Here is a 22,022-nt window from a genome sequence, read left to right on the forward strand (position 1 = left end):
CAAAACACTCGATGATGCCCCCCAACCGGCGGCGCGGTAGTCGGCCGAACCAGGGTCGCGGCCCGACGGCTCGGCCGGGACGGCCGCCGCGGCCGGGCCAACCGCCCCGATCGGGGCAGCCTCCGCGGGCGGGGCAGCCGCTGCGACCGGGTCAGCCACTGCGTCCGGGTCAGCCCACGCGACCGGGCTCGAGCCGGCCACGGCGCGATCGCCCGGGAAGCGTCGGTCCTCCTCCGGTCAAGGAGCATCCGCAATACGGCAGGCATATTCCTCCCGAGGAGCTTGAGCTCATGCGGCAGGTGGCGCAGGAGACGGCTCGGGGGCAGCGATCCGTACCGTACGTGCAGCGCCGCACGCTGGGCGGAGGCGGCTCCTCCGGGCCCAGGCCCACGGGGCCGCGCGGGCCAAGATACGCGCAGGGCGCGCCCGCGCCGCGGCCCGGACTGAATTCGGGACCGATGGGCCCGCGTCCGGACCGGCACCGCCAAGATCGGCCGCCGCACGGACGGAAGCCATTCCGGACCGGAGTTCAAAGCGCCGGCGAGGGACCACCTCGTCCGTCGCCGATGCCGGAAGAGCCGGCGCTCGGGCGTATTCGCGCCCTCCTCTCGGGGTATCAGCCGACGGCCGCGATCCTTGCCGCTTACTCGCTCGGGATCTTCACCGAGCTCCACCGCGAGGCCCAGACGCGGGACGATCTGGAGCGCGCGACTGGGATCGACCCGCGCGGGCTGGACGCGCTGCTCGACGCGTTGGTCTCGGTCGGCGTGGTGCATCGCCACGGGCCGACCCTGGTGCTTCCGCGCGACTACGCTCCCTATCTCGTGCCGGGGGCCGACGGCGACGCGACCGGAATGATCGACATGGCCGCGGATCTGAGCGAGGCGTGGACCGATCTCGCCCGAGGGCTGAAGGAGGGGACGCCGCGCTACCGGCTCTCCAGCGACGCGCTCCTGACCGGCAACCCGGAGCGGGTCCGCACCTACATCCGCGCCGTGCACACCTCGAGTCGCGAAGCGGCGCGGCGCCTCGTCGAGCTGGCGCCGCTTCTGCCGGGATCGAGCCTCCTCGACGTCGGCGGCGGCTCCGGAATCTTCGCGGCCGAGTACGCGCGTCGGACCCCCGACCTCAAAGCCTTCGTTTTCGACCTCCCGCCCACGCTGGAGATCGCGCGGAGCATCCTTCGCGCGGAAGGCTTGGAGAACGCGGTCGAATACGCGCCCGGCGACTATCGCCTGGATCCGTTCCCGGGTCCGGTCGACGCGATCCTCATCTCCAACGTTCTCCAGACCGAGAGCGAGGAGAACGCGCTCCTGATTCTGCGCAAGGCGTACGAAGCCCTCCGCCCTGGCGGCACGCTTCTCGTGCACGGCACGATGGCGGAAGGGTCGGGGACGCCGTTCGCTCCTGCCGCGCTCCACTCGCTGCTAATGTACGTCCTCTTCGATAGCGGCCGCTCTTGGAGTCAGGAGAAGGTCTCGGAGTGGATCGCCCAGGAGCGCTTCGGCGTTCGCGCGATCCGGCCCCTCGGCTCGCCGTTCCACACCAAGCTCGTCATCGCCACCCGCCTCGAGTAGCACTCGGCGAGGAGTCGACGCGTCGTGCCGGAGCTTCCGTTCTTGGAGATTTTGGCGGAGAACCTGGCCGCCGCGGTCTCGGGCCGACGGATCGAGGCGATCGAGATCCGCCAGCCCGCGCTCCTTCGCCAAGCGACGCCCTCCGCCGAGAGCTTCCGGGGCGAGTACCTGAGCCACCCATCCCGCGTCGGAAAGTATCTGGTGTTCGAGACCGAGTCGCGGCGGGCCATCGTCATCCACTTGATGCGCCTCGGCAGGCTGAGCGTGGTCGCTCCGGAGGCGGCCGGCTCGCGGGCCTCGCGGCGGGCAATATCGCCGCCCTCGCGGCGCCCGAAATCGGGCGGCGGTGTACCGCGGAACGTATCGGCCCGATTCGCCTTCGACGACGGAAGCGAGCTCCGCTTGATCGAGCATGGGACCGAGAAGCGCGCGCGCCTCTGGCTGGTCGACGACCTTGACGCGGTGGAGGAGCTACGGGGGATCGGGCCCGACCCGATGCGGGGCGGGCTGACGCGCGAGGCGTTCGACGCCGCGGCCCGCGCGACCTCGCGCCAGCTCAAGTCGTTCCTTACAGATCAGAGGGCGATCGCCGGGATCGGGAACGGCCTCGCCGACGAGATTCTCTTCGAGGCGCGGCTCTCGCCTCTCCAGCGGACCGGGAACCTGTCGAACGAGGAGATGAAGGGACTTTACGAAGCGGTGCGCCCGGTCCTGGAGCGCCAAGTCGCGCTCCTGCGAGAGAGCGCGGGAGGGCAGCTCCCTCAGAAGGAGCCGGTCGAGCACTATGTGGTCCACGACCACAAGGGGGAACCCTGTCCCCGATGCGGCACGCCGATCGCCTGGATCTCCTACGCCGAGCGGGACACGTTTTACTGCCCGGGCTGCCAAACGGGGGGAACGGCGCTCAAGGACCGGAGGCTTTCGAAGCTGCTGAAGTGAGGGCGGCACAGTGGGCAGCACGAACAACCCTAACTCCCAGCACGCCAGCGGCTAGCGCCGCGCGACATCCGGATGTTCCGGCAGAGCATCAAGACTTCGTCTGGAACCGCCGATAAGCGGATTGAAGTACAGGTGTCAGCGGGACGATCGCGAAAGGACTTGCGTCGCTTCACGGCCCGTCGCATCGTGAGTATTCGGTGGAGCAACTACGTCCTCTAGGGGTACCTACAGTCATGCACGTCGCGCGAGCACCCGTGTCATGGATTCTGCTCGTCGCGATGCTGGTGTCGCTGCCCGGCATCGCATCGGGTCGGTTTCTTTGCACCCTCGGCATGAAAGAGGCAGGGCCGGCCTGCCCGCTGTGCCAAGGTCGGGCAAGCGCGGACCAGCCTGGCCCCGCGGTTGGGAACAGTTGCTGTAAGTTCGTGACCGGGCAGTCCGTGGCGGACTCCTATCTCCCAATGGCGCAGGTCCAGAAGCCCGACGCGGCGCAGGCGCCGTCGCTGCCGGCGGACGTCGGTCTCGGTTTCTTGGTGGCGCCCGATCGCGACCTGACCGCGCGCGCCAACCAACTAGCGGCCTCTCGAACTCCCTACTCCGGCTACCTCTCCACCTCCCTCCGACTCTAGACGAGAACCTCGGTCCCTCCGCGCTGGAGAAGTGAGCCAGCGTCGGAAGTGACCCGTGTTCGGCCCATGGTCTGGTCCTGACGCCTTCGTGGCTCAGGGGGCCGCTAACCCGTCATTGGGAGGTTTTCGACAGATGTTTCACCACCGCCTTACCAGGAGCCTAACCCGGCTCGTCCGGGGTTCGGTTGTTCTGCTCGGCCTCGCAGCCGCGGCGGACGCACGCGCCGCCGAGATCGCGAGCCAGGATTCGCTTCCTTCGGATTCCACGCTGAGCCTTGCGTGGGTCGAGCGCGTGGCGCTCGAGCGCAATCCATCACTTTCGGCGATGCGCGAGGCCTGGCGGGAGACGCAGGCGCGCGCGGAGCAAGCCGGCGCGCTCGAGGATCCGATGGTCGAGGGCATGCTGGCACCACAAAGCCTCAGCAGTCGCTCCGTCGAACCGGCCTACCGCATCGGGATCACGCAGCAATTGCCAATTTTCGGCCAGCGTGGACTGCGCCGTCGCGCCGCCCGCGCTGAGGGTGAGACTGCGGCATATGACTTCGAGACCGCGCGCCTCGACTTGCTGCGGGAAGTGCGTGAGGCCTACTTCGATTACTACCTCGTGTGCAGAGGCACGGAGATCAACCGCGAGCTGGTCGACCTCATGAGCCAGTCGCGGAGAGTGGCCCTTGCAAAGTACTCGTCGGGCACCGTCGAACAGACCGATCCGCTGCAAGCCGAGCTGGAACTGGCGATGCTACAGCACGACGGCGTCGTGCTCGGGCAACGGCGCCGCGTAATCCTCGCGCGTTTGCGCGCACTGCTCCACCTGCCGCAGAGTGTTGCGTTGCCCGAGCCACCCCGCGACCTGCCGTCGCCTGAGGCGCCTGATACCGGTCGGTGGCTCAGCGCGCTGACGCGGGCGCAGTGGCCCGAGCTAGCTGGCGCGGACGCCAGCGTCAAAGGTCGCCGGGCGAGTCTGAGTCTCGCGCGCCGCGAGCGGCTGCCGGAGTTGGGGCTTGGCTTCGCCTACGATCGGTTCTGGAGCGAATCCCAGCTCCGCGGGAGCCTCAGCTTGTCACTTAACTTGCCGCTCAACTTCGGGCGCCTTGCAGCGCGGGAGCGTGAGGCACAGGCGGCGCTGTCGAAGGCGGAGGCCGAGCGTCTGGCGGTTCGCGATCGGATCGAGCAAAGGATCGAAGAGGCATCCGCCTCTCTGGGGGCGTACCTGCACGATGTCGGCATCATGCGAGACGTCGTGGTCCCGTCGAGCGAGCGCTCACTCAAGGCGATTCGCGCCGCCTACGAAGCGAACCGGAACGGGTTCCTCACTTTACTGAACGCGTCACGCGATTTGGCGAGGGCGAAGCTCGAGCTCTACGAGGCGCAGGTCATGGCGCATGAGGCAGAGGCCGATCTGCAGCGCGCGCTCGCGGTCGACGCGACCTCGCCAGTCCAGGAGGATCGCCGATGACCATCCGAGCGCGCAGGAAGTCGGCCGCGATCCTCGTGCCCGCTCTGGTTGCCACTGGAGCGCTGGCGCTCCTCGCATCCTGTCAGAACGGGGGCGGCGGAGCCGCTGGCGCGGGGAAAATGCCGATGCAGACGGTCGGCGGGTACCAGATCGGAGTCGCAAACGAGCCCGATCCGCCGCACGCCGGGGACAACGTCCTGAAGATCGCTGTTCGTGATGCCTCCGATAAGCAAGCGCGGGGTGCAATGGTGGATGTCATGGTCAGCATGGCGGCGATGGGCGCTATGCCGCGCATGGAGAGTCGCGGCAAAGTCAAAGAGGTGAAGCCGGGCGTCTACCATGCGGAATACGGCCTGGCGATGAATGGCGAGTGGGACGTGAATGTTCGCGTGAAGCCGAGGGATGGCACCATCGTCGAGGCGGAGTACCGTCTCAGTACCACGACTGGGCTCTCGTTCGTCAGCGGCACGCCTGCCCCCGTGATGCCGGGAACGACTGCGGGCGGGTCATCGAAGGGGCACGCCGTTCCCGGAGAGGGAACGGGGCGGGCCGCAGGCGCAATCACCATCGACGCCGCCCGCCGCCAGGAGATTGGGATTCGCACCGCGGCGGTTCAGGTCAGGGATCTCTCGGCCACCGTGCGCGCGGTTGGACGAGTCGCGTACGACGAATCGCGGCAGGCCGAGGTGGCGCTTAAGTTTTCCGGATGGGTGCGGGATCTGCTCGTGGACTTCACGGGTCGACCGGTACGCGCCGGCGACGTGCTCTTCACCGCCTACAGTCCGGAGCTGTGGTCGGCACAGCAGGAATACATCGAGGCTCTGCGGGCGGCAGGTGACTCGAGCATGGCGACCCAAGGTCAGTCCGAGAGCGACATGGAGTCGGCCGCTCGTCGGCGTCTCCAGCTTTGGGACGTCACGCCCACGGTAATCCAGCAGATCGCGCGCGAGGGCAAGCCGCGCGAGGCGATCCCGATCGTCGCTCCCGTGAGCGGAGTCGTTACCGAGAAGAGTGTCGTCCGCGGCAGTTCCTTCACGGCAGGGCAAGTCCTCTACAAGATCGCGTCGCTTGATCCGGCGTGGGTGATCGCCAGCGTTTATCAGGTCGATTTGCCGCTCTTGCGGGTTGGGATGCCGGTGAGCCTGGCGAACCCATACCTCGACGAACGCTCACGTCATGGCCGCATTTCTTTCATCTATCCGTCGCTGCAGCCGGACACTCGCACGGGCCAAGTGCGCATCGAGGTCCCGAACCCCCGAGGGGACCTCAAGCCGGGGATGTTCGTGAACGTCGAGTTCCAGGTCACGCTCGGCAAGCGGCTGGCCGTGCCGGAGAGCGCGGTACTCCCGACCGGCGAGCGTCGTTTGGTCTTCGTCGACGTCGGCGCCGGTCGCCTGGCCCCCCGCGACGTCCAGCTCGGTGCCCGGGCCGGGGACTACTTCGAGGTGATCTCAGGCCTCAAGCCGGGTGAGATCGTCGTGACCTCGGGAAACTTCCTCGTCGCGTCCGAAAGTAAGCTCAAGTCGGCCGCGCAGAAATGGTAGGCGCATCATGATCGAACGCGTGATTGGCTGGTGCGCCAAGAATCGGATCCTGACCCTGACCGGGGTCCTGATCGCGGCAGGCTTCGGCATCTATGCCGCCCTGCACACGTCGCTCGACGCTATCCCCGACCTGTCTGACACACAGGTCATCATTTCAACCGAGTGGGCGGGGCGGAGTCCGGACCTGGTCGAGGATCAGATCACTTATCCGATCGTCACAGCGCTGCGCGCCGCACCCGGCGTGCACTACGTGCGCGGGTTGTCGATGCTGGGGGATTCATTCGTCTACGTCGTGTTTAAGGACGGCGTCGATCTTTACTGGGCGAGGAGCCGGGTGCTCGAGTACCTCGCCTCGATCCGCGGGAAACTCCCCGAGGGCGTCAACCCGACGCTCGGCCCCGACGCCACCGCGGTGGGCTGGGTGTTCGAATATGCGCTGGTGGATACGACCGGCCGGCACGATCTCTCCCAGCTCAGGTCCTTCCAGGATTGGACCCTACGCTACTGGCTGCAGGGGGTCGATGGCGTGGCCGAGGTAGCCGCGGTCGGAGGGTTTGTCCGCCAGTACCAGGTCGATCTCGATCCCGACCGTTTGCTCGCGTACAGCGTTCCGATAGGAGCCGTCGCGCAAGCGATCCGCCGCTCGAACAACGAGGTGGGCGGCGGCGTGATCGAGGTCGCCGAGCACGAACACGCCGTGCGAGGGCGCGGGTACATCCACAGCATCGCGGATCTCGAGGGCATCGCGGTCAAGGTGAGTGCGGACGGCACGCCCGTCACGCTCCGCGATCTCGGACAGGTCCACCTCGGCCCCGAGCAGCGCCGTGGCCTGGCGGAGCTCAACGGTCAGGGCGAGGTCGTGGGCGGAATCGTGATCATGCGGCAGCGACAAAACGCGCTGGACGTAATCGAGGGAGTCAAGCGTCGGCTACGCGAGGTCCAGTCTTCGCTGCCACCGGGCGTGCGGGTCGTGGTGACCTACGACCGCTCGGAGCTGATCCACCGTGCCGTCGCCACCCTCTGGCACGAGCTGCTCCAGGAAATGCTGATCGTCAGTGCGATCATCATCTTCTTCCTATTCCACTTCCGCAGCGCGCTGATCCCGATTCTCACCCTCCCGATCGCGGTCGTGCTGGCCTTCATCCCGATGGCCCGAATGGGGCTCACCGCCAACATCATGTCACTCGGGGGCATCGCGGTGGCGATCGGGGCGATGGTCGACGCCTCGATCATCATGGTCGAGAACGTCCACAAGAAGCTCGAGGCGTGGGAGGCCGGCGGGAGGCAAGGCGCGCGCGATCAAGCGATCGTCCACGCCTTGAAGGAAGTCGGCCGGCCCATCTTTTTCGCGCTCTTGGTCATCACCGTCTCATTCCTGCCGATCTTCACGCTCGAGGCCACGGAAGGTCGCCTCTTCAAGCCGCTGGCCTTCACCAAGACCTTCTCGATGGCGTTCGCGGCGCTCCTCGCGGTGACGCTCACGCCCGCGCTGGCGGCGTGGTTCGTTCGCGGCCGCATTCGCGCGGAGAACAAGCATCCGGTGTCTCACCTGCTGGTCCGGTCGTACGCACCCGTCGTGCGCTTCGCGGTTCGGCGTCGTCGCTGGGTGGTCTTTGGCGCGGCGCTGGTGCTCCTCTCGACCATCCCCGTGTTCCTGCGCTTGGGCAGCGAGTTCATGCCACCCTTGAACGAGGGTACGTTGCTCTACATGCCAACAGCACCCCCGGGGATGTCCGACACGGAAGCAGGCTCGGTACTCCAGCAGATGGACCGTCGTCTCCGTAACGTCCCTGAGGTCGAGACCGTCTTCGGCAAGATCGGCCGGGCCAAGACCGCGACCGATCCGGCGCCGCTCTCGATGGTGGAAACGGTCGTGTCGCTCAAGCCTGAGAGCCAGTGGCGCAAGGGCATGACGTGGGAGCGACTCATCGCCGACATGGATCGACGCATGCACTTCCCGGGCATGCCCAACATCTGGTGGATGCCGATCCAGACGCGCAACGAGATGCTCGCCACCGGTGTACGGAGCGCCGTCGGGGTCAAGGTCTTTGGCCCCAGCCTCGCCGGGATCGAGAGCGTAGCGGTGGCGGTCGAAAACGCCGTCCAGGGCGTCCGCGGCACGCGGAGTGCATTCGCGGAGCGCGTCACCGGCGGCTATTTCCTCGATTTCGACGTCCGCCGGGATGAGATTGCGCGCTACGGACTCACCGTCGGAGACGTCCAGGACGTCATCGAATCTGCCATCGGCGGGATGGCAGTGACGCAGACGGTCGAAGGGCGGGAGCGTTACACGGTCACCGTACGCTATGCCCGGGAGCTGCGCGACAACGCCGACGCCCTCAAGCGAGTGCTCGTCCCGACGCCGTCAGGTGCTCAAATACCGCTCGCCGAACTGGCGGACATCCACTTCAGCACCGGCGCGCCCATGATCCAGGACGAGGATGGGCAACTTGTGGCCTTGGTGTCCGTGGATGTCGCCGATCGGCCCCTAGCCGACTTCGTCCACGATGCTCAGCGAACCGTCGTGGAGCGCGTGAAACTCCCACCAGGCTACCGGCTCGACTGGACGGGGCAGTTCAAGTACTACGAGCGCGCCCGGGCTCGGCTCTCCCTGGTCGTCCCGGTCACGCTGCTGCTCGTCTTTGTATTGCTCTACTTCAACCTGCGCTCGGTGCCCGAAACCGCGATCGTGATGCTGGCGGTGCCGTTCTCCCTGATCGGGGCGGTGTGGCTGGTGTGGCTGCTGCACTACAACCTGAGCGTCGCGGTCTGGGTCGGAATGATTGCGCTCGCCGGCCTCGACGCGGAGACCGGCACGGTGATGCTCCTTTATCTCAACCTCGCGCACGAGGAGCACCGGAAGCGAGGGGCGCTCAAGGATCGCAACGACTTGACCCAGGCCATCGTGGAGGGCGCGGCTCACCGTATCCGCCCCAAGATGATGACGGTGTGCGCGATCCTGTTCGGCCTCTTGCCCATCATGTGGGGCCACGGGAGCGGCGCCGACGTCATGAAGCGTATCGCCGCACCGATGGTGGGCGGCGTCGTCACCTCGTTCGTGCTCGAGCTGCTCGTCTACCCCGCGATCTTCGCGTGGTGGAGAGGACGCAAACTGCCGGAACCGCCAGCGACGATTGGCGTCGCGGCAGGCATTCAACCCTGAACCTGGGAGGCTCCCATGAGGCTCGTCCTGATTCTTCTCGCACTCTTCGCTCTAGCCGTTACGGCGGGCTGCAATCAGGAACAGAAGTCCCCCGCCGGGCAGCAAGTGGTCCAACTCGCGGTGACCGACCGTGGATTCGAACCGCCCCGGGTGGAAGTGCCTCGCGGGCAGGCGCTCACTTTGGTCATCACGCGGAAGACCGACCAGACCTGCTCTCGATCCCGGCGCTCCACGAGCGTCGCCCGCTCCCGCTCAATCAGGCGGTGCGCATCGACGTCCCCAAGGGCGTGGCGGACACGCTGAACTACATTTGCGGGATGGATATGCTCGGGGGAACGATCGTGGCCAAGTAAGGCGACCAATAGTCCGGCCGGAGCCGGGGTGGGCCGCTTAGCGCGTGATCGCGATCCTCTTGATGACGGTCCCTGTCCGCCCGACGTACCGAAGGAAGTAGATCCCCGACGGAACATCGTGGCCGTGCGAGTCGGTTCCGTTCCATTCGCCCTTGTATGGACCCGCGACCTCGGGGCACGCCCCGCCCGCGACGCACGTGAGCACCCGGACCAGGCGGCCTTGAATGTCGTGGATGGTGAGGGGCGCCCAGTCGGGGGCCTCGATCTGCGTCGTGCCGCGAATCGGGTTCGGGTAGACGCGAACGACGGGATGAGCCGGCGGCAGCGTGGCCACGCCGGTCACGGCCGAAGAGACGAACACGGATGTGCCCGCATTGTTGGTGAACGTATCGGGGCTCGCTGCCGTACCCTCCTTCTGCGCGAAGCGGAGCTGCGAGTTCTCGGACAGCGGGCAGGTCGGAAGTCCCGGCGAGTCGACCCTACGGATGAGGATCGTCGCCCCGGCCACGGGCAGGTACGGCGCCCTGGTCGCGCCCGGCGTGATCGTCTTGGCTACGTCCCCGTAGGGGACGGTGTTCACCCTGCAGGCCGGCTTCTCGTACGAGACCTGGCCCGTCTTCGGGAATATTCCAGGGGAGATCGTCAGGTCGGCCGTGATTCCGAAGGCCGTCTGAAACGCGGCGGTCGCGCAGAGGATCCGGACGCCGGCCGCGCCGTTCGGAACGTCCGCGGCGAACGTGCCCAGGTTGGCCGTCGCGGTGCTGTCCGCGTTGACCACGACGATCGACGCCCCGTTCACGAGATTCTCTCCCGCGCCGAGCGTCTTGATCTCCACGGCCTGGATCGTCGCATCCCCGTTATAGCCCGCCATGATCTTGGTGATCTCGGCGATGTGGAAGGTCTGGGGAGCTTCCGTGTCGCCGTGGGCGGCTCGCGAGGTGAGCGCGACGAGCGCGACAATTAGCGTGAGCGCGAGGGTCAAGAGGACGATCAGCCTGAAAGCAGGTGTTACTTGAAGTCGATTCATGGAGGTACCTCCTGCTGCGCGGCGGTCCGGACGGCGCCGAACCGCGTCAGGGCGGAATTGTAACTCCGGACGGAGCGGGAGGGAAGGTCAACCCGGAGCAGGGGCGCCGGCCCGTGCCCCCGCGGCCGCTACAGCGCCTTGACCGTCTGCGCGAGCTTGGCGATCGAATCCTTCGCATCGCCGAAGAGCATCATCGTCTTGGGATCGTAGAAGAGCTCGTTGTCGATTCCCGCGAATCCCGGCTTCATGCTCCGCTTCAAGACAAGGATGTGCTTCGACTTGTCGGCGTCCAGGATCGGCATCCCGTAGATCGGGCTCTGCGAATCGTGCCGGGCGGCGGGGTTGACCACGTCGTTCGCTCCGACGACCAACGCCACGTCCGCGCTCTCGAACTCGGGATTCACGGCATCCAGGTCCTTGAGCTCCTCGTAGGGGACGTTCGCCTCCGCGAGGAGCACGTTCATGTGCCCCGGCATGCGCCCCGCGACCGGATGGATGGCGTATACCACCTCCACGCCCCGCGCCTTCAATAGATCCGCGACCTCCCGCAAGGCATGCTGCGCCTGCGCCACCGCCAACCCGTAGCCGGGGATGATGATCACCTTGCGCGCGTAGGCGAGGATCGTGGCGGCGTCCTCCACCGATACGTCGCGGACGGGCTTCCCGGCCACGGCGGCCGCGCCGCCGCCGGCGCGGCTCGTGGTCGCGCTGGGCGCGGCGCCGAATGCGCCAAAGAGGACATTCGTGATCGGGCGGTTCATCGCCTTGCACATGAGGACCGTTAGGAGCGTCCCCGAGGCTCCGACCAGGGTCCCGCTGATGATCAGCACTACATTGTGGAGCGCGAATCCGGTCGCCGCGGTCGCGAGCCCGGTGAAGGAGTTGAGGAGCGAGATCACGACCGGCATGTCGCCGCCCCCGATCGGAATCACAGCCAGGACGCCCAGGAGCAGCGATCCCGCCAGGAACGCGATGAACGCGTGGCTTCCGCCCGACCCGTTCAGGACCATCCATGCCAAGACGAGAATCGCCGCGGCGAGCAGGCCGTTCACGACCTGCTGGAGCGGATAGGTGACCGCCTTCTCGGGAAGGAGGCCCTGGAGTTTGCCGAACGCGACGATGCTTCCCGAGAAGGAGATCGCGCCGATGAGCGCCCCGAGCAGGATGCTGATCCCGCTGTCGAGCGGGAGAGCGCCGGCCTGGATGAGGTGCCGGTACTCGAGCGAGGAGACGAGCGCCGCCGCGCCGCCGCCCGATCCGTTGAAGAGTGCCACCATCTGCGGCATCGCGGTCATTGTCACGGTCCGTGCCGCGACCGCGCCGATCGCGGATCCCACAACGATTCCGGCCACGATCCAGGTGTACGAAAGGATCTGGCGGTCGAGCAGGGTCGCGACGATGGCGAGCAGCATGCCGATCGCCGCGAGCCGGTTCCCGGACCGCGCGGTTCGGGGGGAGCTGAGCCCCTTGATGCCCAAGATGAAGAGGACGGAGGAAACGAGGTAGGCGAAGTGGATGCCGGCCCCGAGCGATGTCGAGTGGATCACGGCTCGTTCGGCCCCGATTTCTTCCGGAACATCTGGAGCATGCGGTCCGTCACCATGAACCCGCCCACCACGTTCACCGCCCCGAGAACCACGGCGCAGAATCCGACGACGCGCGCGAGCGTGGTGTCGGCGCCTCCGAGGACGAGCATCGCGCCCACCAGCACGATCCCGTGGATGGCATTTGTCCCCGACATCAGCGGCGTGTGGAGGATCACCGGGACCTTCGAGATGATCTCGTAGCCCACGAAGATCGCGAGCACGAAGATCGTGAGGTCGTTCAAGGAGTGTTCGATCACGTCGCGCTCCTGGCGCTGCCGGCCGCGCCGGACGCCGCCCCGGCGGCTCCGGCCGCCCCGGCGGGCTGCTCGATCCGCTCCCGGGTCGGAGCGTGGACGATCTTCCCGTCGTGCGTGACGCAGGTATCGCGGACGATGTCGTCGTTCATGTCCAGCGCGAGCTTCCCGTCCTTCAACATCAGGAGGAAGAAGCTCACGATGTTGCGCGAGTACATCTGGCTCGCGTGGATCGGGATCGTCCCCGCAAGGCGGATCGGGCCCAAGATCGTGACGTCGTGGCGCACGACTTCCGTTCCCGGCTCCGTGAGCTCGCAGTTCCCGCCCATGTCGGCGGCGAGGTCGACGATCACGGAGCCCGGCTTCATCTTCGCGACCGCGCTCGCCGGGATCAGCTTCGGCGCCGGGAGCCCCGGGACGCGCGCGGTCGTGATCACCACGTCGGATATTGGGATTCGCGCGAGAAGGAGCTCCTGCGCGCGGGCCCGCGCCTCCGCGGAAAGCTCCTTCGCGTAGCCCGATCGGTCCTGGGCCTCCTCCGCCGAGAGCTTCGGGCCGACGAACGTCGCGCCGAGGCTCTCGACCTCCTCCTTCACCGCGGGGCGGATGTCGTAGCCGTCGACCACCGCCCCCAGCCGCCGCGCCGTCGCGATCGCCTGGAGCCCCGCCACCCCCGCGCCTATGACCAAGACCCGGGCCGGAGCCATCGTCCCCGCGGCCGTGACGAGCATCGGAAAGAACCGCGGAGCCGCCGAAGCCGCGAGGAGGACCGCCTTGTAGCCCGCCGCCGTCGCCATCGAGGAGAGCGCGTCCATCCGCTGTGCGCGCGTCGTGCGCGGGATCAGGTCCATGCTGAAGCTGGACACCCGCCGCGTCGCGAGCGTGCGAACCACGTCGAGGTTGCTGAGCGGCCGGAGCATGCAGACGAGAACGGTGCCTTCGCGAAGGAGATCGGCCTCGTGGCGGCCGAGCGAAGGATGCGGAAGGGGAGGCTGAATCTTTAGAATCGCGTCCGCATCGGACCAGAGGAGGGCGGGATCGGAGACGACGGTCGCGCCGGCGTCCGCGTAGGCTTTATCGGCGTGAAAGGCGCCCATGCCGGCGCCGGCCTCGACGAGAATTTCGGCGCCCGCGGTCTTGAGCTGGCGGATTCCATCGGGGATGACAGCGACGCGGCGCTCGCCAGCGCCCGATTCCCGAGGCACCCCGATCTTCATTGCGCTACCATCCCGCATTCGAACGCATGGAACGCGTGACTCTAACAGAAAGGAGCCGCTTGTGAAATCGATCACACGCACCCGAGGTCGCGCCACGGCACGCACGAAGTCCCGCGGCAAGACCGGAGCCCGCCGGCGCTCGCGGCCCAAGCTTCGCCGCGAATTCGCCGACTACATTCGGAAGATCGACACCTATCGGGGAGGTCGTCCCGCGATGCCGCTCCTTCGCACCGGGCCGGGCAAGATCGCGCGGGCCGTCCAGGGCCTCACCCCCAGCCAGGTCCGCCGCCGCCCGGCGCGCGGGAAGTGGAGCATCTCCGAGATCGTGGGCCACCTGCTCGACACGGAGATCGTCTACGGCTTCCGGTGCCGGATGGCGCTCTCGGAGTCAGGGCGGCCGGTCCAGGCGTACAACCAGACGGTTTGGACGGAAACCCTCCGCCACCGCCGGCGGAGCGTGCCGCGAACCGTCGCGCAGATCCAGCTGCTACGGAAGATCAACCTCGAGCTGGTCGGCTCCGTGCCGCGGCGGACGTGGAAGCGCTACGGGGAGCATCCGGAGCGGGGACGGGAAACCGTGCGCAGGACCCTGGAGCTGGTCGCGGGGCACGATCTGAATCACCTGGACCAGATCCAAGCGATCAAGAAGAAGTTCGGCTGGTAGCGGGAAGTCGCTCGCGGTGAAGCCGAGTCAGCTTCGACGCGCCGTTCGTGCGGGCCTTGTGTGGCCTGTTAATCGCTGAATGCATGCGACGCACCGCGCAAGACTGTCGGCAGACCGCATGGCGATTGCCGGGCGCCACTGTGACCTTCGGCCAGTCACAAATTCGATTAGCATGGACGTGTAGGATGCGCCGACGGCGCGCCCGCTCCGAGCACTGGGCACCATCCCCATGCGGATCACGTCGCTCCGAGAATGCCTGGCTAGGTCTACCATCGCAATCTTTGCATTGGCAATGGATTCGGGATTACGCGGGACCCTAGACAGGGGGACCGAGAGAAATGTTGAGATTCGATCTCGGTCAGCAAATAGCCAAGCCTCTATCTCTCGGACGGCGATGCGGAAGCACAACCGAGCGGGCTCCTCAGGTAGGACGGACTGTTTCAGCTCCGAGGCGCACAGGAAATCCTGGTCCAAGTCAATCAGGACAACCCAGGGGGCATATCTCGCTGCCCGAACATATCCAGGCAGCCTTTGAAGGAGATGATCCTTCCCGTGTCCTCCGTATATCTGACTCGCCACACCTCCAGCGAACGCAACCACTCGCCTGAGTATCGCCTCATCCAGTAAACCTTCCACTGCACCAGATATGGTCACTCGTTGAAGCTGGGCCACTAGCTAGTCGCCAAAAATACCGAGCTGTTCTGCTCTTGCGGGTCGCGTCCATGGCAGCACAGCTTCTGCAATGCTCAACCCACCCTTCAAGAGTTCTCGAATTTCCTTCAACTTCTCCGCTTGACGAATGCTAGTGCCCTCGTTGCCCGGGATCAGCAACAGGACTTCATCAAGTCCTATCCCCGTGTCCTGGAGTAAGTCCGTAGAGTGCGTGCTAACGAAGACTTGCCTGCTTGAGCGGCGCTGAATGCGAGCCAAAAGCTGCGGCACAAACCTCACGACGTCGGGGTGTAGGGACATTTCGGGCTCCTCCAGCAATAGTGGCCCGGAGCCGTCAAGTGTCGCCCACAGTAGTCCCAAGAGGCGCAAGGTTCCGTCCGAAAACTGGTCCTCAGATTGCCAAGCTCCCTGTGGCCGCCAGTGGACGTACCTACCTTGGAGATGGGGAGTCCCGCGAGAGTCTCTTGAGAGCTTAAGCTCTCGAAGCTGTGGTACAGCAAGTCGAAGTGCATCTTGAATCTTTCGAAGCCGTGCTGCTCGGACACCTGCAGGCGTTCGAGCAATTTGCTCGAGGAAGTCACCGCCATACGGATCATCCTGTCTTCCGACTGAGCGGTCCGGATCCCGGACAAGCTGAGGGACGATGTGCAGGTAGCGAACAGTTCGGAGGTAATCCACAATTGGCCGGAATTTGCGGTTGACGTTGACTTGCTCCAGAAACGTTTGAGTGAGTCGCTCCGGGTCCTTCTCATCTGCGATATTCGGTCTTGTGAGCACCGGGATACCGTCTCTGGTTACTTTTTCAACCATGACGATTGCTCTTTGGCGGTTGTCCTGGGTGAAATGGACCTCATAGGTCCACCTCGGGTCGACGCCATTGTCTTCACCCATTTCGGCTTTGATCGCCACATTCGGAAATCGACGCGCGGCCAGACAGCGGAGTTTTGAGATGCCTCCCCGCCGGCGCACTGCCTCCTGGAAGCCACCTCCAACAGCAACGATGTCGTGCAGAAATCTAAAAACATCCAGAAGATTTGACTTCCCAGAGGCATTCGGGCCGACCACGAATACCCTCTGCGTTAGCGCGACCTCTGCCTTCGCGAAGTTACGCCAATTTTCAAGATGGAGATTAGTAAACCGCATCCACGCTCCTGGAGAAGATCTTAGGGTGAGAATTGGATCCTTATCTTGTGATCTGCGCTCCGCGGGCCGCGTCGAGGAACGCGCCCATCAAGCGGCGGGTCGACGGCGCGTCGGGCATCCGCTCGGGGTGCCACTGAATGCCGACGTAGAACGGGTGGTCGGTCCGCTCGATCGCCTCGATCACCCCGTCGGGGCTTCGCGCTGCCACCCGGAACCCTGGCGCGACGCGATCGACCGATTGATGATGGAACGAATTGACGACCCCGGGCCCCTCGCCGAGGATCCGCGCGAGGAGCGTTCCGGGCTCGAGCGCGACGGCGTGCTCGGGCGCGCCGGCTTTCTCGTCACCCTCCTCCTCGTGACCGAGCGCTCCGGGCAGGTCCTCCGGAATGTGCTGGAGCAGCGTTCCCCCGAACTCCACGTTCATCACCTGAACACCCAGGCAGATCCCGAGCGTCGGCGTCCCGCGCTCTTGGGCGGCGCGCGCGAGATAGAGATCGGACGCGTTTCGGGCCGGGGAGCCGAGCGAGTCGGGGTGACGGGTCGACTGGCCGTACCGCGTCGCCTCGAGGTCCTTGCCGCCGGTTAAGAGGAGCCCGTCGACGCGGCCCACCATCTCGCGCGCCTCTTCGAGCGTGGAGACAAGCGGCAGGATCGTCGGCATCGCGCCGCTCCGAGAGACCAGATCGACGTAGCTCGCCAGCAGGAAGTAGGCGTCGCCGCGGTTTTTGGTCGGCCGGATGTTGGGGCCGACGCCGATCAGTGGTTTCGCCATCGCCCCGGGCCCTTCTAGTAGCCCCGCTCGGGATCGACGCGGTTCAAGAGGGGTATCCCTTTCGCGTCCCGGACGAGGTTCGCGCGGAAGAGCGCCATCGCGCGCGGCCAGAAACCGCGCGAAAGGCCGGAGACGTGAGGAGTCAGGATCACGTTCCCGAGCGTATAGAGGGGGCTCTCGGGCGGCAAGGGCTCGGTTTCGAAGACGTCGAGCGCCGCGCCGCCCAGCCGCCCAGCCCTGAGCGCGGCGATCAGATCCTCCTCGCGGACGATCTTCCCGCGGGCGATGTTCACGAACCACGATCCCGGCCTCATTCGCGCGAAGGCTTTGGCGTTGAAGATCTCCTTGGTCTCGGCCGTCAAGGGCGCGCTGACGACGATCGCGTCGGACTCCTCGAGGAGCCGGTCAAAGTCGCCCGGCCCCAGCACCGTCTCGACCTTGGGCTCCGCGCGCGGCAGCCCGAGCACGTCCAGAAGCTCCGGGTCCCACTCCGGTGCCCGGTCCGGATGGCGCCGGAGGGCCAGGACCCGCATCCCGAGGGCGCCCGCCCGGCGGGCCACCTCACGGCCGATCGCGCCGTATCCGAAGAGGCCGATGGTCTTCCCGTTCAGCTCGTCGGGAATCTCGGAGCCCACCCACCAGTTCTCGCGCCGCATTCCCGTGGTCGTCTGCTCCACGATGGCCGCGCGAAAGCGTCTGGCCATGGCGGCCAGCATGCCGATGACGTGCTCCGCGATCGGGATCGCGTGCGCGCCGCGGGAGTTGGTGATGACGGCGCGCCGCTTGAGGAAGCTCGGCCTTAGATAGGCGCCGATCCCGGCGGCCGGGGCGTGGAGCCAGCGAAGACGCTCGGCCTTCTCCATCGCCTCTTCTCCCGGCTCCCAGGAGAAGAGGATCTCCGCCGCCCCGATCGCGGCCCGAAGCTCCTCGTCCGAGGTCGCGCGCGTGACCGCGACATCGGGAAAATCGCGGCGAAGCGCCTCCACGTCGGGGTCCGGGATCGCCCACGCCGGCGCCGTGCTGTACAAGCCCAGCAGGAGATGGCGCGTGCGCCCAGGACTCAGAGGATCGAGCCCTCCGACCGGAGGAGCATGCGGCGGAGCAGCGCGACCGGGAGTGCTCCCTGCGAGAGGATCGTCGCGTGAAACTGCGCGAGATCGAACTTCTTTCCCTGCTCGCGAGCCACGTCGTCGCGAAGCTTCCGGATTTCGAGCGCGCCCAGCGTATAGATGCTGTAGGTCGGATCGAACGCGGCGCGGCCGGCCTCGCGCTCGGCGTTGACGCGCTCGAGCCCCGCGTGATCCATGAAGTACCGAACGCCCTCCTCCATCGTCATCCCACGCGTGTGGAGGCGGATGCCGACCTGAAGGCGGCATGCCCGGATGAGCGCCCACCGCATGACGCCGAACTCGATCTTTGGATCGCCGTTTCCATAGCCGTGGTTGAGCACCGCCTCCTCGGTGTAGAGCCCCCAACCCTCCGCGAAGGAACCCGCGCCAAACGCCTTTCGCACGAAGGTCGGAGAGTTCTTGGCGTAGAGGAAGTGCGTGTAGTGCCCGGGATAGACCTCGTGAATGGAGGTCGATGGGAGCGTCCAGCGGTTATAGCCCTGGAGGAATTGCTCCACCCGGTCCTTGGGCCACGTCTTCCCGGGCAGCGTGATGTTGTAGAAGGCCTCGGTGGCCTTGGTTTCGAGCGGACCCGGCCCGTCGAAGCTCGCGAACGAGCGGCTCGCCGCGTATTCCGGCGTGGGGCGCACCTGGCACCGCACTTCGGAAGGGATCGCGATGAACTTCGATTCGATGCAGAACGAGCGTATCCCCTCCAGGAGGCCCCGCGCGTAGTCGAGGAGGCTGTCCGCCGGGGGATGATCCTGGCGCATCATCGCGACGATCTCCGCGACCGGCTTCGAGGGATCGATTCGCTTGGCGGCAGCCTGGTAGCGCGCGTCGAGCCGGGCCATCTCCCGCTCTCCCACGGCGAGAAGCGTGTCGAGCGGCACGTCGATCATCTCTTCGTAGCTGAGTTTTTTCCGGTATCTATCCTCGCCGAGGAGGTAGCTCCCGTTGCTCGCGGGAAGGAGCGTGTCGTGCATCCACTTCATGTGACTGCGGGTTTCGGCGATCGCCTCGGTCTTCGCCTTCTCGAAATCGCTCCGGAGCGCGGGGTCCTTCACCGAGGAGAACGCGCGCGTCACATCGTTCTGGAGATACGAGATTGTTCCCTCGAAATCTCCGATCGCGAACTCGGTGAACATCCGCGGCGGATTCTTGAGGTTCACGCGCGCGTTCGCGAGCTGCCGGCCGACCTGCCTGAGCCGGGACGTGAGCGATCGGAGGCGCGATTCGGTCGGCGCGAAGCTCCGCGCGATCATCGGCTCGAGCATGAAGCCGTAGTTGTACTGGCCCGGATCGATCTCCCACGGGCGCATCTCGACCAAGCTGAAGAGGTTTCCCTCGACCCCGCGGTGGAACAGCTCGAAGTCGATGCGGGTCGCCGGGTCCAGCTTCTTGGGATCGACGGTCTCGAGATCCTTCAGCGCGCCCCGGATCCGCGCTTCCTCCGAGCGGATCGCCTCGGGCGACCAGTTCTCGAGGGAGTCGTCAAACTGGTGAAAGCCCCACGAGGTCGCGAAGGAGGGGTTATAGGCGTAGAACCCCTCGATGTACGTGCGGGAGAGATCTTCGAAGTGGGACATCTGCTTCGGGTCCGGCCCGGCCGCGCAGCCGAGCGCGAAGGCGAGACCAACGGCAAGCGATCGGTACATCCACGTCATGAAATGCCTCCTGAGGGTTCGGCGGATCGGGGAACGTTACCACGCTGGCGCCCGAAAATCATTTGCGCGGCCGTGGCGAGCAAGAGGATGCCGAAGAGGCGCGTGAGCGTCGGCGCCTTCGTGTGGTGGGCGAGAAGCGCGCCCGCGAGCGCGCCGATTGCGCCCCCTGCAAGGAGCATGGGAAGGCCCTGATGGCCGATCCGCCCTCGGCGCGCGTAGCTCGCGACCCCGACGATCCCGACGGGGACGATCATCAGAAGCGAGACGCCCTGAGCCGTGTGCTGGTCGACGTTCTGTCCCAGGACGAGGATCGGAACGAGGACGGTCCCGCCGCCTATCCCGACGTATCCCGCCAGCGTCCCGGCAAGGAACCCGGCCAGCACGTTGAGCAGGGCGGGCCAGAGCGCGGCCCCGCTCCCGGCCTGGGGCGGAGCGGCGAGCAGACGAATCGCGGTCACGAGGATCACCGCCCCGAACGCGATCCGGAGCCGGGCGGCGGAGGTGCGGTCGGCCAGGCGCGATCCCAGGAGCACGCCGGGGAGCGCCCCCAGGGTGAGCCAGAGCGCGAGGGCGAGATCGAGCTTCTCGTGCCCGTAGTAGGGGACCACGGCCACCAGCGCCGTGACGATGACGAAGGCGAGCGAGGTACCCTGGGCCTCGTGCTGCGCCATGTGGAGCGCGTGCACGAGGAGTGGAACCAGGACGATGCCGCCCCCGACGCCCATCAGACCTCCCAAGGCGCCGGAGACGGCCCCGAGTAGGAACGGAAGGGCGTGCCGCCTCATGGCTTGGAGGCGGAACCTACCACAGCCCGGCAAAGCCTGGTATCCTTACGCGTCACGGCACTTCCGCCGCCACCATGTTCCCCCGCCGACAGAACATCCGACCCAGGATCCTTGGGACCCTCGTCTTTCTCGGGGCGCTTCTGCTCCTCGTGAACGGCACGATCATTTATTCCATCCGCACCTCGCAGAGGCTCCTGGACCAGGAGCTGGGGAAGCGGCTCCAGGGGACCGCCCATATCGCGGCGCTCCTCGTCCAACCGGCGCAATTCGAGATGCTCGCGCTCGCGGTCGCCGACACGGCGGCGGCGGCCGACACCGCGCTCACCGATTTTTCGATGGCGATGGACGCCCAGGAGGCGGCCGACGCGGTCAAGACGGAGTGGAAGCGGCTGGCTGCGAGCGCCGGGCTCTCCAACGTGATCCTGGTCGACCCCTCGCGTCACGTCCTCCTTCGCCTCCGGGACCCGTTCGCGTTCGAGCCGGACGTGGTGGTGCTGGACCGCGTCCCGCTGACCCGCGCCCTCATCGGCGCGACGTCCCATTCGTCGCTCTACTACAAGGACGGCCAGTACCTTCGCTCGGGCTACGCGCCGGTCACCGGGCCGGACGGGGCGGTGCTCGGCGCGGTCGCCGTGGAGGGGGGATCGGAGGCATTCCAGCCTTTGCAAGTGATCCGAACCTCCCTCTACGGCGCGGCCATCGTCGCTTCGCTCCTGGTCATCGTGATCGGGATCGGGTACGGGCGGACGGTGGGGCACCTGCTTCGGATCGAGGAGAACATGCGGCACACGGATCTGCTCGCCTCGATCGGCCAGGTCTCGGCGGGCGTGGCGCACGAGATCCGGAACCCGCTGGCCGTGCTCCGGGGAGCCTCCTCGAGACTCCAGAAATACGATCAGCTCGCCTCGACGGAGCGGGTGCAGCTCCTCAGCATGATCGACGAGGAAGTGGGCCGGATGAGCGCCTTCGTCCAGAATTTCCTCCACCTCTCGCGGCGGCCGAACCTCGAGCCCCAGGAGTTCGAGCTGCGCCAGGTCCTCGAGCGCTCCCTCGGGATCCTTCGCGTGGAGATGGATCGATCGGGGGTCGTCATGTCCGTGGAGTGGAAGGCGCCGGACGGGGTTTCACTCGTAGGCGATCCTCTCGCCATGCACCACGTCTTTTTGAACCTGGCCCTGAACGCGCGGGACGTGATGCCGAACGGCGGGAAGTTGGCCATCCGCGTCTTCGAGCGGCGGGGCGAGGTGCGCATCCAGTTCGAGGACACCGGCCCGGGCGTCCCGCGCGACATCCGGAAGCAAGTTTTCGACGCCTTCTTCACCACGCGGGCAAAGGGGACGGGCCTGGGCCTCGCGTTCGTCGATCGGATCGTATCCGAGCACGGCGGATCGGTTACAGTTGGGGACGCGCCGACCGGCGGCGCGTTGTTCGAGATCCGCATCCCACTCGAGGGTGCCTGACC

Annotated in this window: 18 protein-coding genes; 9 read left to right on the forward strand and 9 right to left on the reverse strand. The window is 66.5% G+C overall.

What is annotated here, in order from left to right:
- The first annotated feature begins 290 nt into the window (after nucleotides 1-290).
- The 7 genes from E6K79_10375 to E6K79_10405 all read left to right on the forward strand — a co-directional run bounded on the left by E6K79_10375 (nucleotide 291) and on the right by E6K79_10405 (nucleotide 9,611).
- Nucleotides 291-1,577: a methyltransferase domain-containing protein gene (locus E6K79_10375; protein TMQ63299.1), complete on the forward strand. Its 1,287-nt coding sequence runs from the start codon at nucleotides 291-293 to the stop codon at nucleotides 1,575-1,577.
- Between the two features lie 24 nt (nucleotides 1,578-1,601).
- Complete coding sequence (locus E6K79_10380) at nucleotides 1,602-2,516, forward strand: Fpg/Nei family DNA glycosylase (GenBank protein TMQ63300.1); 915 nt, start codon at nucleotides 1,602-1,604, stop codon at nucleotides 2,514-2,516.
- A 425-nt stretch (nucleotides 2,517-2,941) separates the two neighbouring features.
- Nucleotides 2,942-3,145, forward strand: a complete 204-nt coding sequence (locus E6K79_10385) for a hypothetical protein (GenBank protein TMQ63301.1) — start codon at nucleotides 2,942-2,944, stop codon at nucleotides 3,143-3,145.
- A gap of 133 nt (nucleotides 3,146-3,278) precedes the next feature.
- On the forward strand, nucleotides 3,279-4,601 hold the full coding sequence (locus tag E6K79_10390; GenBank protein ID TMQ63302.1) for a TolC family protein: 1,323 nt from the start codon (nucleotides 3,279-3,281) through the stop codon (nucleotides 4,599-4,601).
- Complete coding sequence (locus E6K79_10395) at nucleotides 4,598-6,145, forward strand: efflux RND transporter periplasmic adaptor subunit (GenBank protein ID TMQ63303.1); 1,548 nt, start codon at nucleotides 4,598-4,600, stop codon at nucleotides 6,143-6,145. Before E6K79_10390 ends, E6K79_10395 begins: the two co-directional genes overlap by 4 nt.
- A gap of 7 nt (nucleotides 6,146-6,152) precedes the next feature.
- Nucleotides 6,153-9,308 carry an efflux RND transporter permease subunit gene (locus E6K79_10400; GenBank protein ID TMQ63304.1) on the forward strand — a complete coding sequence of 1,052 codons (3,156 nt, stop codon included), beginning with the start codon at nucleotides 6,153-6,155 and terminating at the stop codon, nucleotides 9,306-9,308.
- Between the two features lie 15 nt (nucleotides 9,309-9,323).
- The gene (locus E6K79_10405) at nucleotides 9,324-9,611 is read left to right on the forward strand and encodes a hypothetical protein (GenBank protein TMQ63305.1); all 288 of its coding nucleotides are present in this window, start codon (nucleotides 9,324-9,326) and stop codon (nucleotides 9,609-9,611) included.
- Between the two features lie 87 nt (nucleotides 9,612-9,698).
- On the opposite strand, the gene E6K79_10410 is transcribed toward E6K79_10405, so the two are convergent.
- From E6K79_10410 to E6K79_10425, 4 genes are all read right to left on the reverse strand, one after another.
- Nucleotides 9,699-10,688: a hypothetical protein gene (locus tag E6K79_10410; protein ID TMQ63306.1), complete on the reverse strand. Its 990-nt coding sequence runs from the start codon at nucleotides 10,686-10,688 to the stop codon at nucleotides 9,699-9,701.
- A 128-nt stretch (nucleotides 10,689-10,816) separates the two neighbouring features.
- A complete protein-coding gene (locus E6K79_10415; protein ID TMQ63327.1) occupies nucleotides 10,817-12,232 on the reverse strand; it encodes an NAD(P)(+) transhydrogenase (Re/Si-specific) subunit beta in 1,416 nt (471 codons plus the stop codon).
- Nucleotides 12,232-12,528 carry an NAD(P) transhydrogenase subunit alpha gene (locus tag E6K79_10420; GenBank protein ID TMQ63328.1) on the reverse strand — a complete coding sequence of 99 codons (297 nt, stop codon included), beginning with the start codon at nucleotides 12,526-12,528 and terminating at the stop codon, nucleotides 12,232-12,234. The genes E6K79_10415 and E6K79_10420 overlap by 1 nt, the downstream gene beginning before the upstream one ends.
- Nucleotides 12,528-13,745, reverse strand: a complete 1,218-nt coding sequence (locus E6K79_10425) for a Re/Si-specific NAD(P)(+) transhydrogenase subunit alpha (protein ID TMQ63307.1) — start codon at nucleotides 13,743-13,745, stop codon at nucleotides 12,528-12,530. Before E6K79_10425 ends, E6K79_10420 begins: the two co-directional genes overlap by 1 nt.
- Here E6K79_10425 and E6K79_10430 point away from each other — a divergent pair.
- Nucleotides 13,690-14,409 carry a DinB family protein gene (locus tag E6K79_10430; protein TMQ63308.1) on the forward strand — a complete coding sequence of 240 codons (720 nt, stop codon included), beginning with the start codon at nucleotides 13,690-13,692 and terminating at the stop codon, nucleotides 14,407-14,409. The two genes, E6K79_10425 and E6K79_10430, sit on opposite strands and share 56 nt — an antisense overlap.
- Before the next feature lie 675 nt (nucleotides 14,410-15,084).
- On the opposite strand, the gene E6K79_10435 is transcribed toward E6K79_10430, so the two are convergent.
- From E6K79_10435 to E6K79_10455, 5 genes are read right to left on the reverse strand one after another with little or no spacing between them, the layout of a single operon-like run.
- A complete protein-coding gene (locus E6K79_10435) occupies nucleotides 15,085-16,224 on the reverse strand; it encodes a chromosome segregation protein SMC (protein TMQ63309.1) in 1,140 nt (379 codons plus the stop codon).
- Nucleotides 16,225-16,264: 40 nt separating this feature from the next.
- On the reverse strand, nucleotides 16,265-16,999 hold the full coding sequence (locus E6K79_10440; GenBank protein ID TMQ63310.1) for a gamma-glutamyl-gamma-aminobutyrate hydrolase family protein: 735 nt from the start codon (nucleotides 16,997-16,999) through the stop codon (nucleotides 16,265-16,267).
- A gap of 14 nt (nucleotides 17,000-17,013) precedes the next feature.
- Entirely contained in the window at nucleotides 17,014-18,027 is a 1,014-nt protein-coding gene (locus tag E6K79_10445; GenBank protein ID TMQ63311.1) for a D-2-hydroxyacid dehydrogenase, read from the reverse strand.
- Between the two features lie 32 nt (nucleotides 18,028-18,059).
- A complete protein-coding gene (locus E6K79_10450; protein ID TMQ63312.1) occupies nucleotides 18,060-19,775 on the reverse strand; it encodes a DUF885 domain-containing protein in 1,716 nt (571 codons plus the stop codon).
- A complete protein-coding gene (locus E6K79_10455) occupies nucleotides 19,772-20,560 on the reverse strand; it encodes a sulfite exporter TauE/SafE family protein (GenBank protein TMQ63313.1) in 789 nt (262 codons plus the stop codon). The genes E6K79_10450 and E6K79_10455 overlap by 4 nt, the downstream gene beginning before the upstream one ends.
- A gap of 74 nt (nucleotides 20,561-20,634) precedes the next feature.
- On the opposite strand from E6K79_10455, the gene E6K79_10460 reads away from it, so the two are divergent.
- Nucleotides 20,635-22,020, forward strand: coding sequence for a hypothetical protein (locus E6K79_10460; GenBank protein ID TMQ63314.1), 1,386 nt, complete (start codon nucleotides 20,635-20,637; stop codon nucleotides 22,018-22,020).
- The last annotated feature ends 2 nt before the right edge of the window (nucleotides 22,021-22,022 follow it).

Source organism: Candidatus Eisenbacteria bacterium, assembly GCA_005893305.1.
GTDB lineage: Bacteria > Eisenbacteria > RBG-16-71-46 > SZUA-252 > SZUA-252 > WS-9.

What these genes read in the sequence shown, in the direction of transcription:
- E6K79_10440 (TMQ63310.1), bottom strand. Translation starts at nt 16,999, where the DNA reads ATGGCGAAACCACTGATCGGCGTCGGCCCCAACATCCGGCCGACCAAA.
- E6K79_10460 (TMQ63314.1), top strand. Translation starts at nt 20,635, where the DNA reads ATGTTCCCCCGCCGACAGAACATCCGACCCAGGATCCTTGGGACCCTC.
- E6K79_10425 (TMQ63307.1), bottom strand. Translation starts at nt 13,745, where the DNA reads ATGAAGATCGGGGTGCCTCGGGAATCGGGCGCTGGCGAGCGCCGCGTC.
- E6K79_10435 (TMQ63309.1), bottom strand. Translation starts at nt 16,224, where the DNA reads ATGCGGTTTACTAATCTCCATCTTGAAAATTGGCGTAACTTCGCGAAG.
- E6K79_10450 (TMQ63312.1), bottom strand. Translation starts at nt 19,775, where the DNA reads ATGACGTGGATGTACCGATCGCTTGCCGTTGGTCTCGCCTTCGCGCTC.
- E6K79_10395 (TMQ63303.1), top strand. Translation starts at nt 4,598, where the DNA reads ATGACCATCCGAGCGCGCAGGAAGTCGGCCGCGATCCTCGTGCCCGCT.
- E6K79_10390 (TMQ63302.1), top strand. Translation starts at nt 3,279, where the DNA reads ATGTTTCACCACCGCCTTACCAGGAGCCTAACCCGGCTCGTCCGGGGT.
- E6K79_10405 (TMQ63305.1), top strand. Translation starts at nt 9,324, where the DNA reads ATGAGGCTCGTCCTGATTCTTCTCGCACTCTTCGCTCTAGCCGTTACG.
- E6K79_10455 (TMQ63313.1), bottom strand. Translation starts at nt 20,560, where the DNA reads ATGAGGCGGCACGCCCTTCCGTTCCTACTCGGGGCCGTCTCCGGCGCC.
- E6K79_10430 (TMQ63308.1), top strand. Translation starts at nt 13,690, where the DNA reads ATGACAGCGACGCGGCGCTCGCCAGCGCCCGATTCCCGAGGCACCCCG.
- E6K79_10410 (TMQ63306.1), bottom strand. Translation starts at nt 10,688, where the DNA reads ATGAATCGACTTCAAGTAACACCTGCTTTCAGGCTGATCGTCCTCTTG.
- E6K79_10400 (TMQ63304.1), top strand. Translation starts at nt 6,153, where the DNA reads ATGATCGAACGCGTGATTGGCTGGTGCGCCAAGAATCGGATCCTGACC.
- E6K79_10375 (TMQ63299.1), top strand. Translation starts at nt 291, where the DNA reads ATGCGGCAGGTGGCGCAGGAGACGGCTCGGGGGCAGCGATCCGTACCG.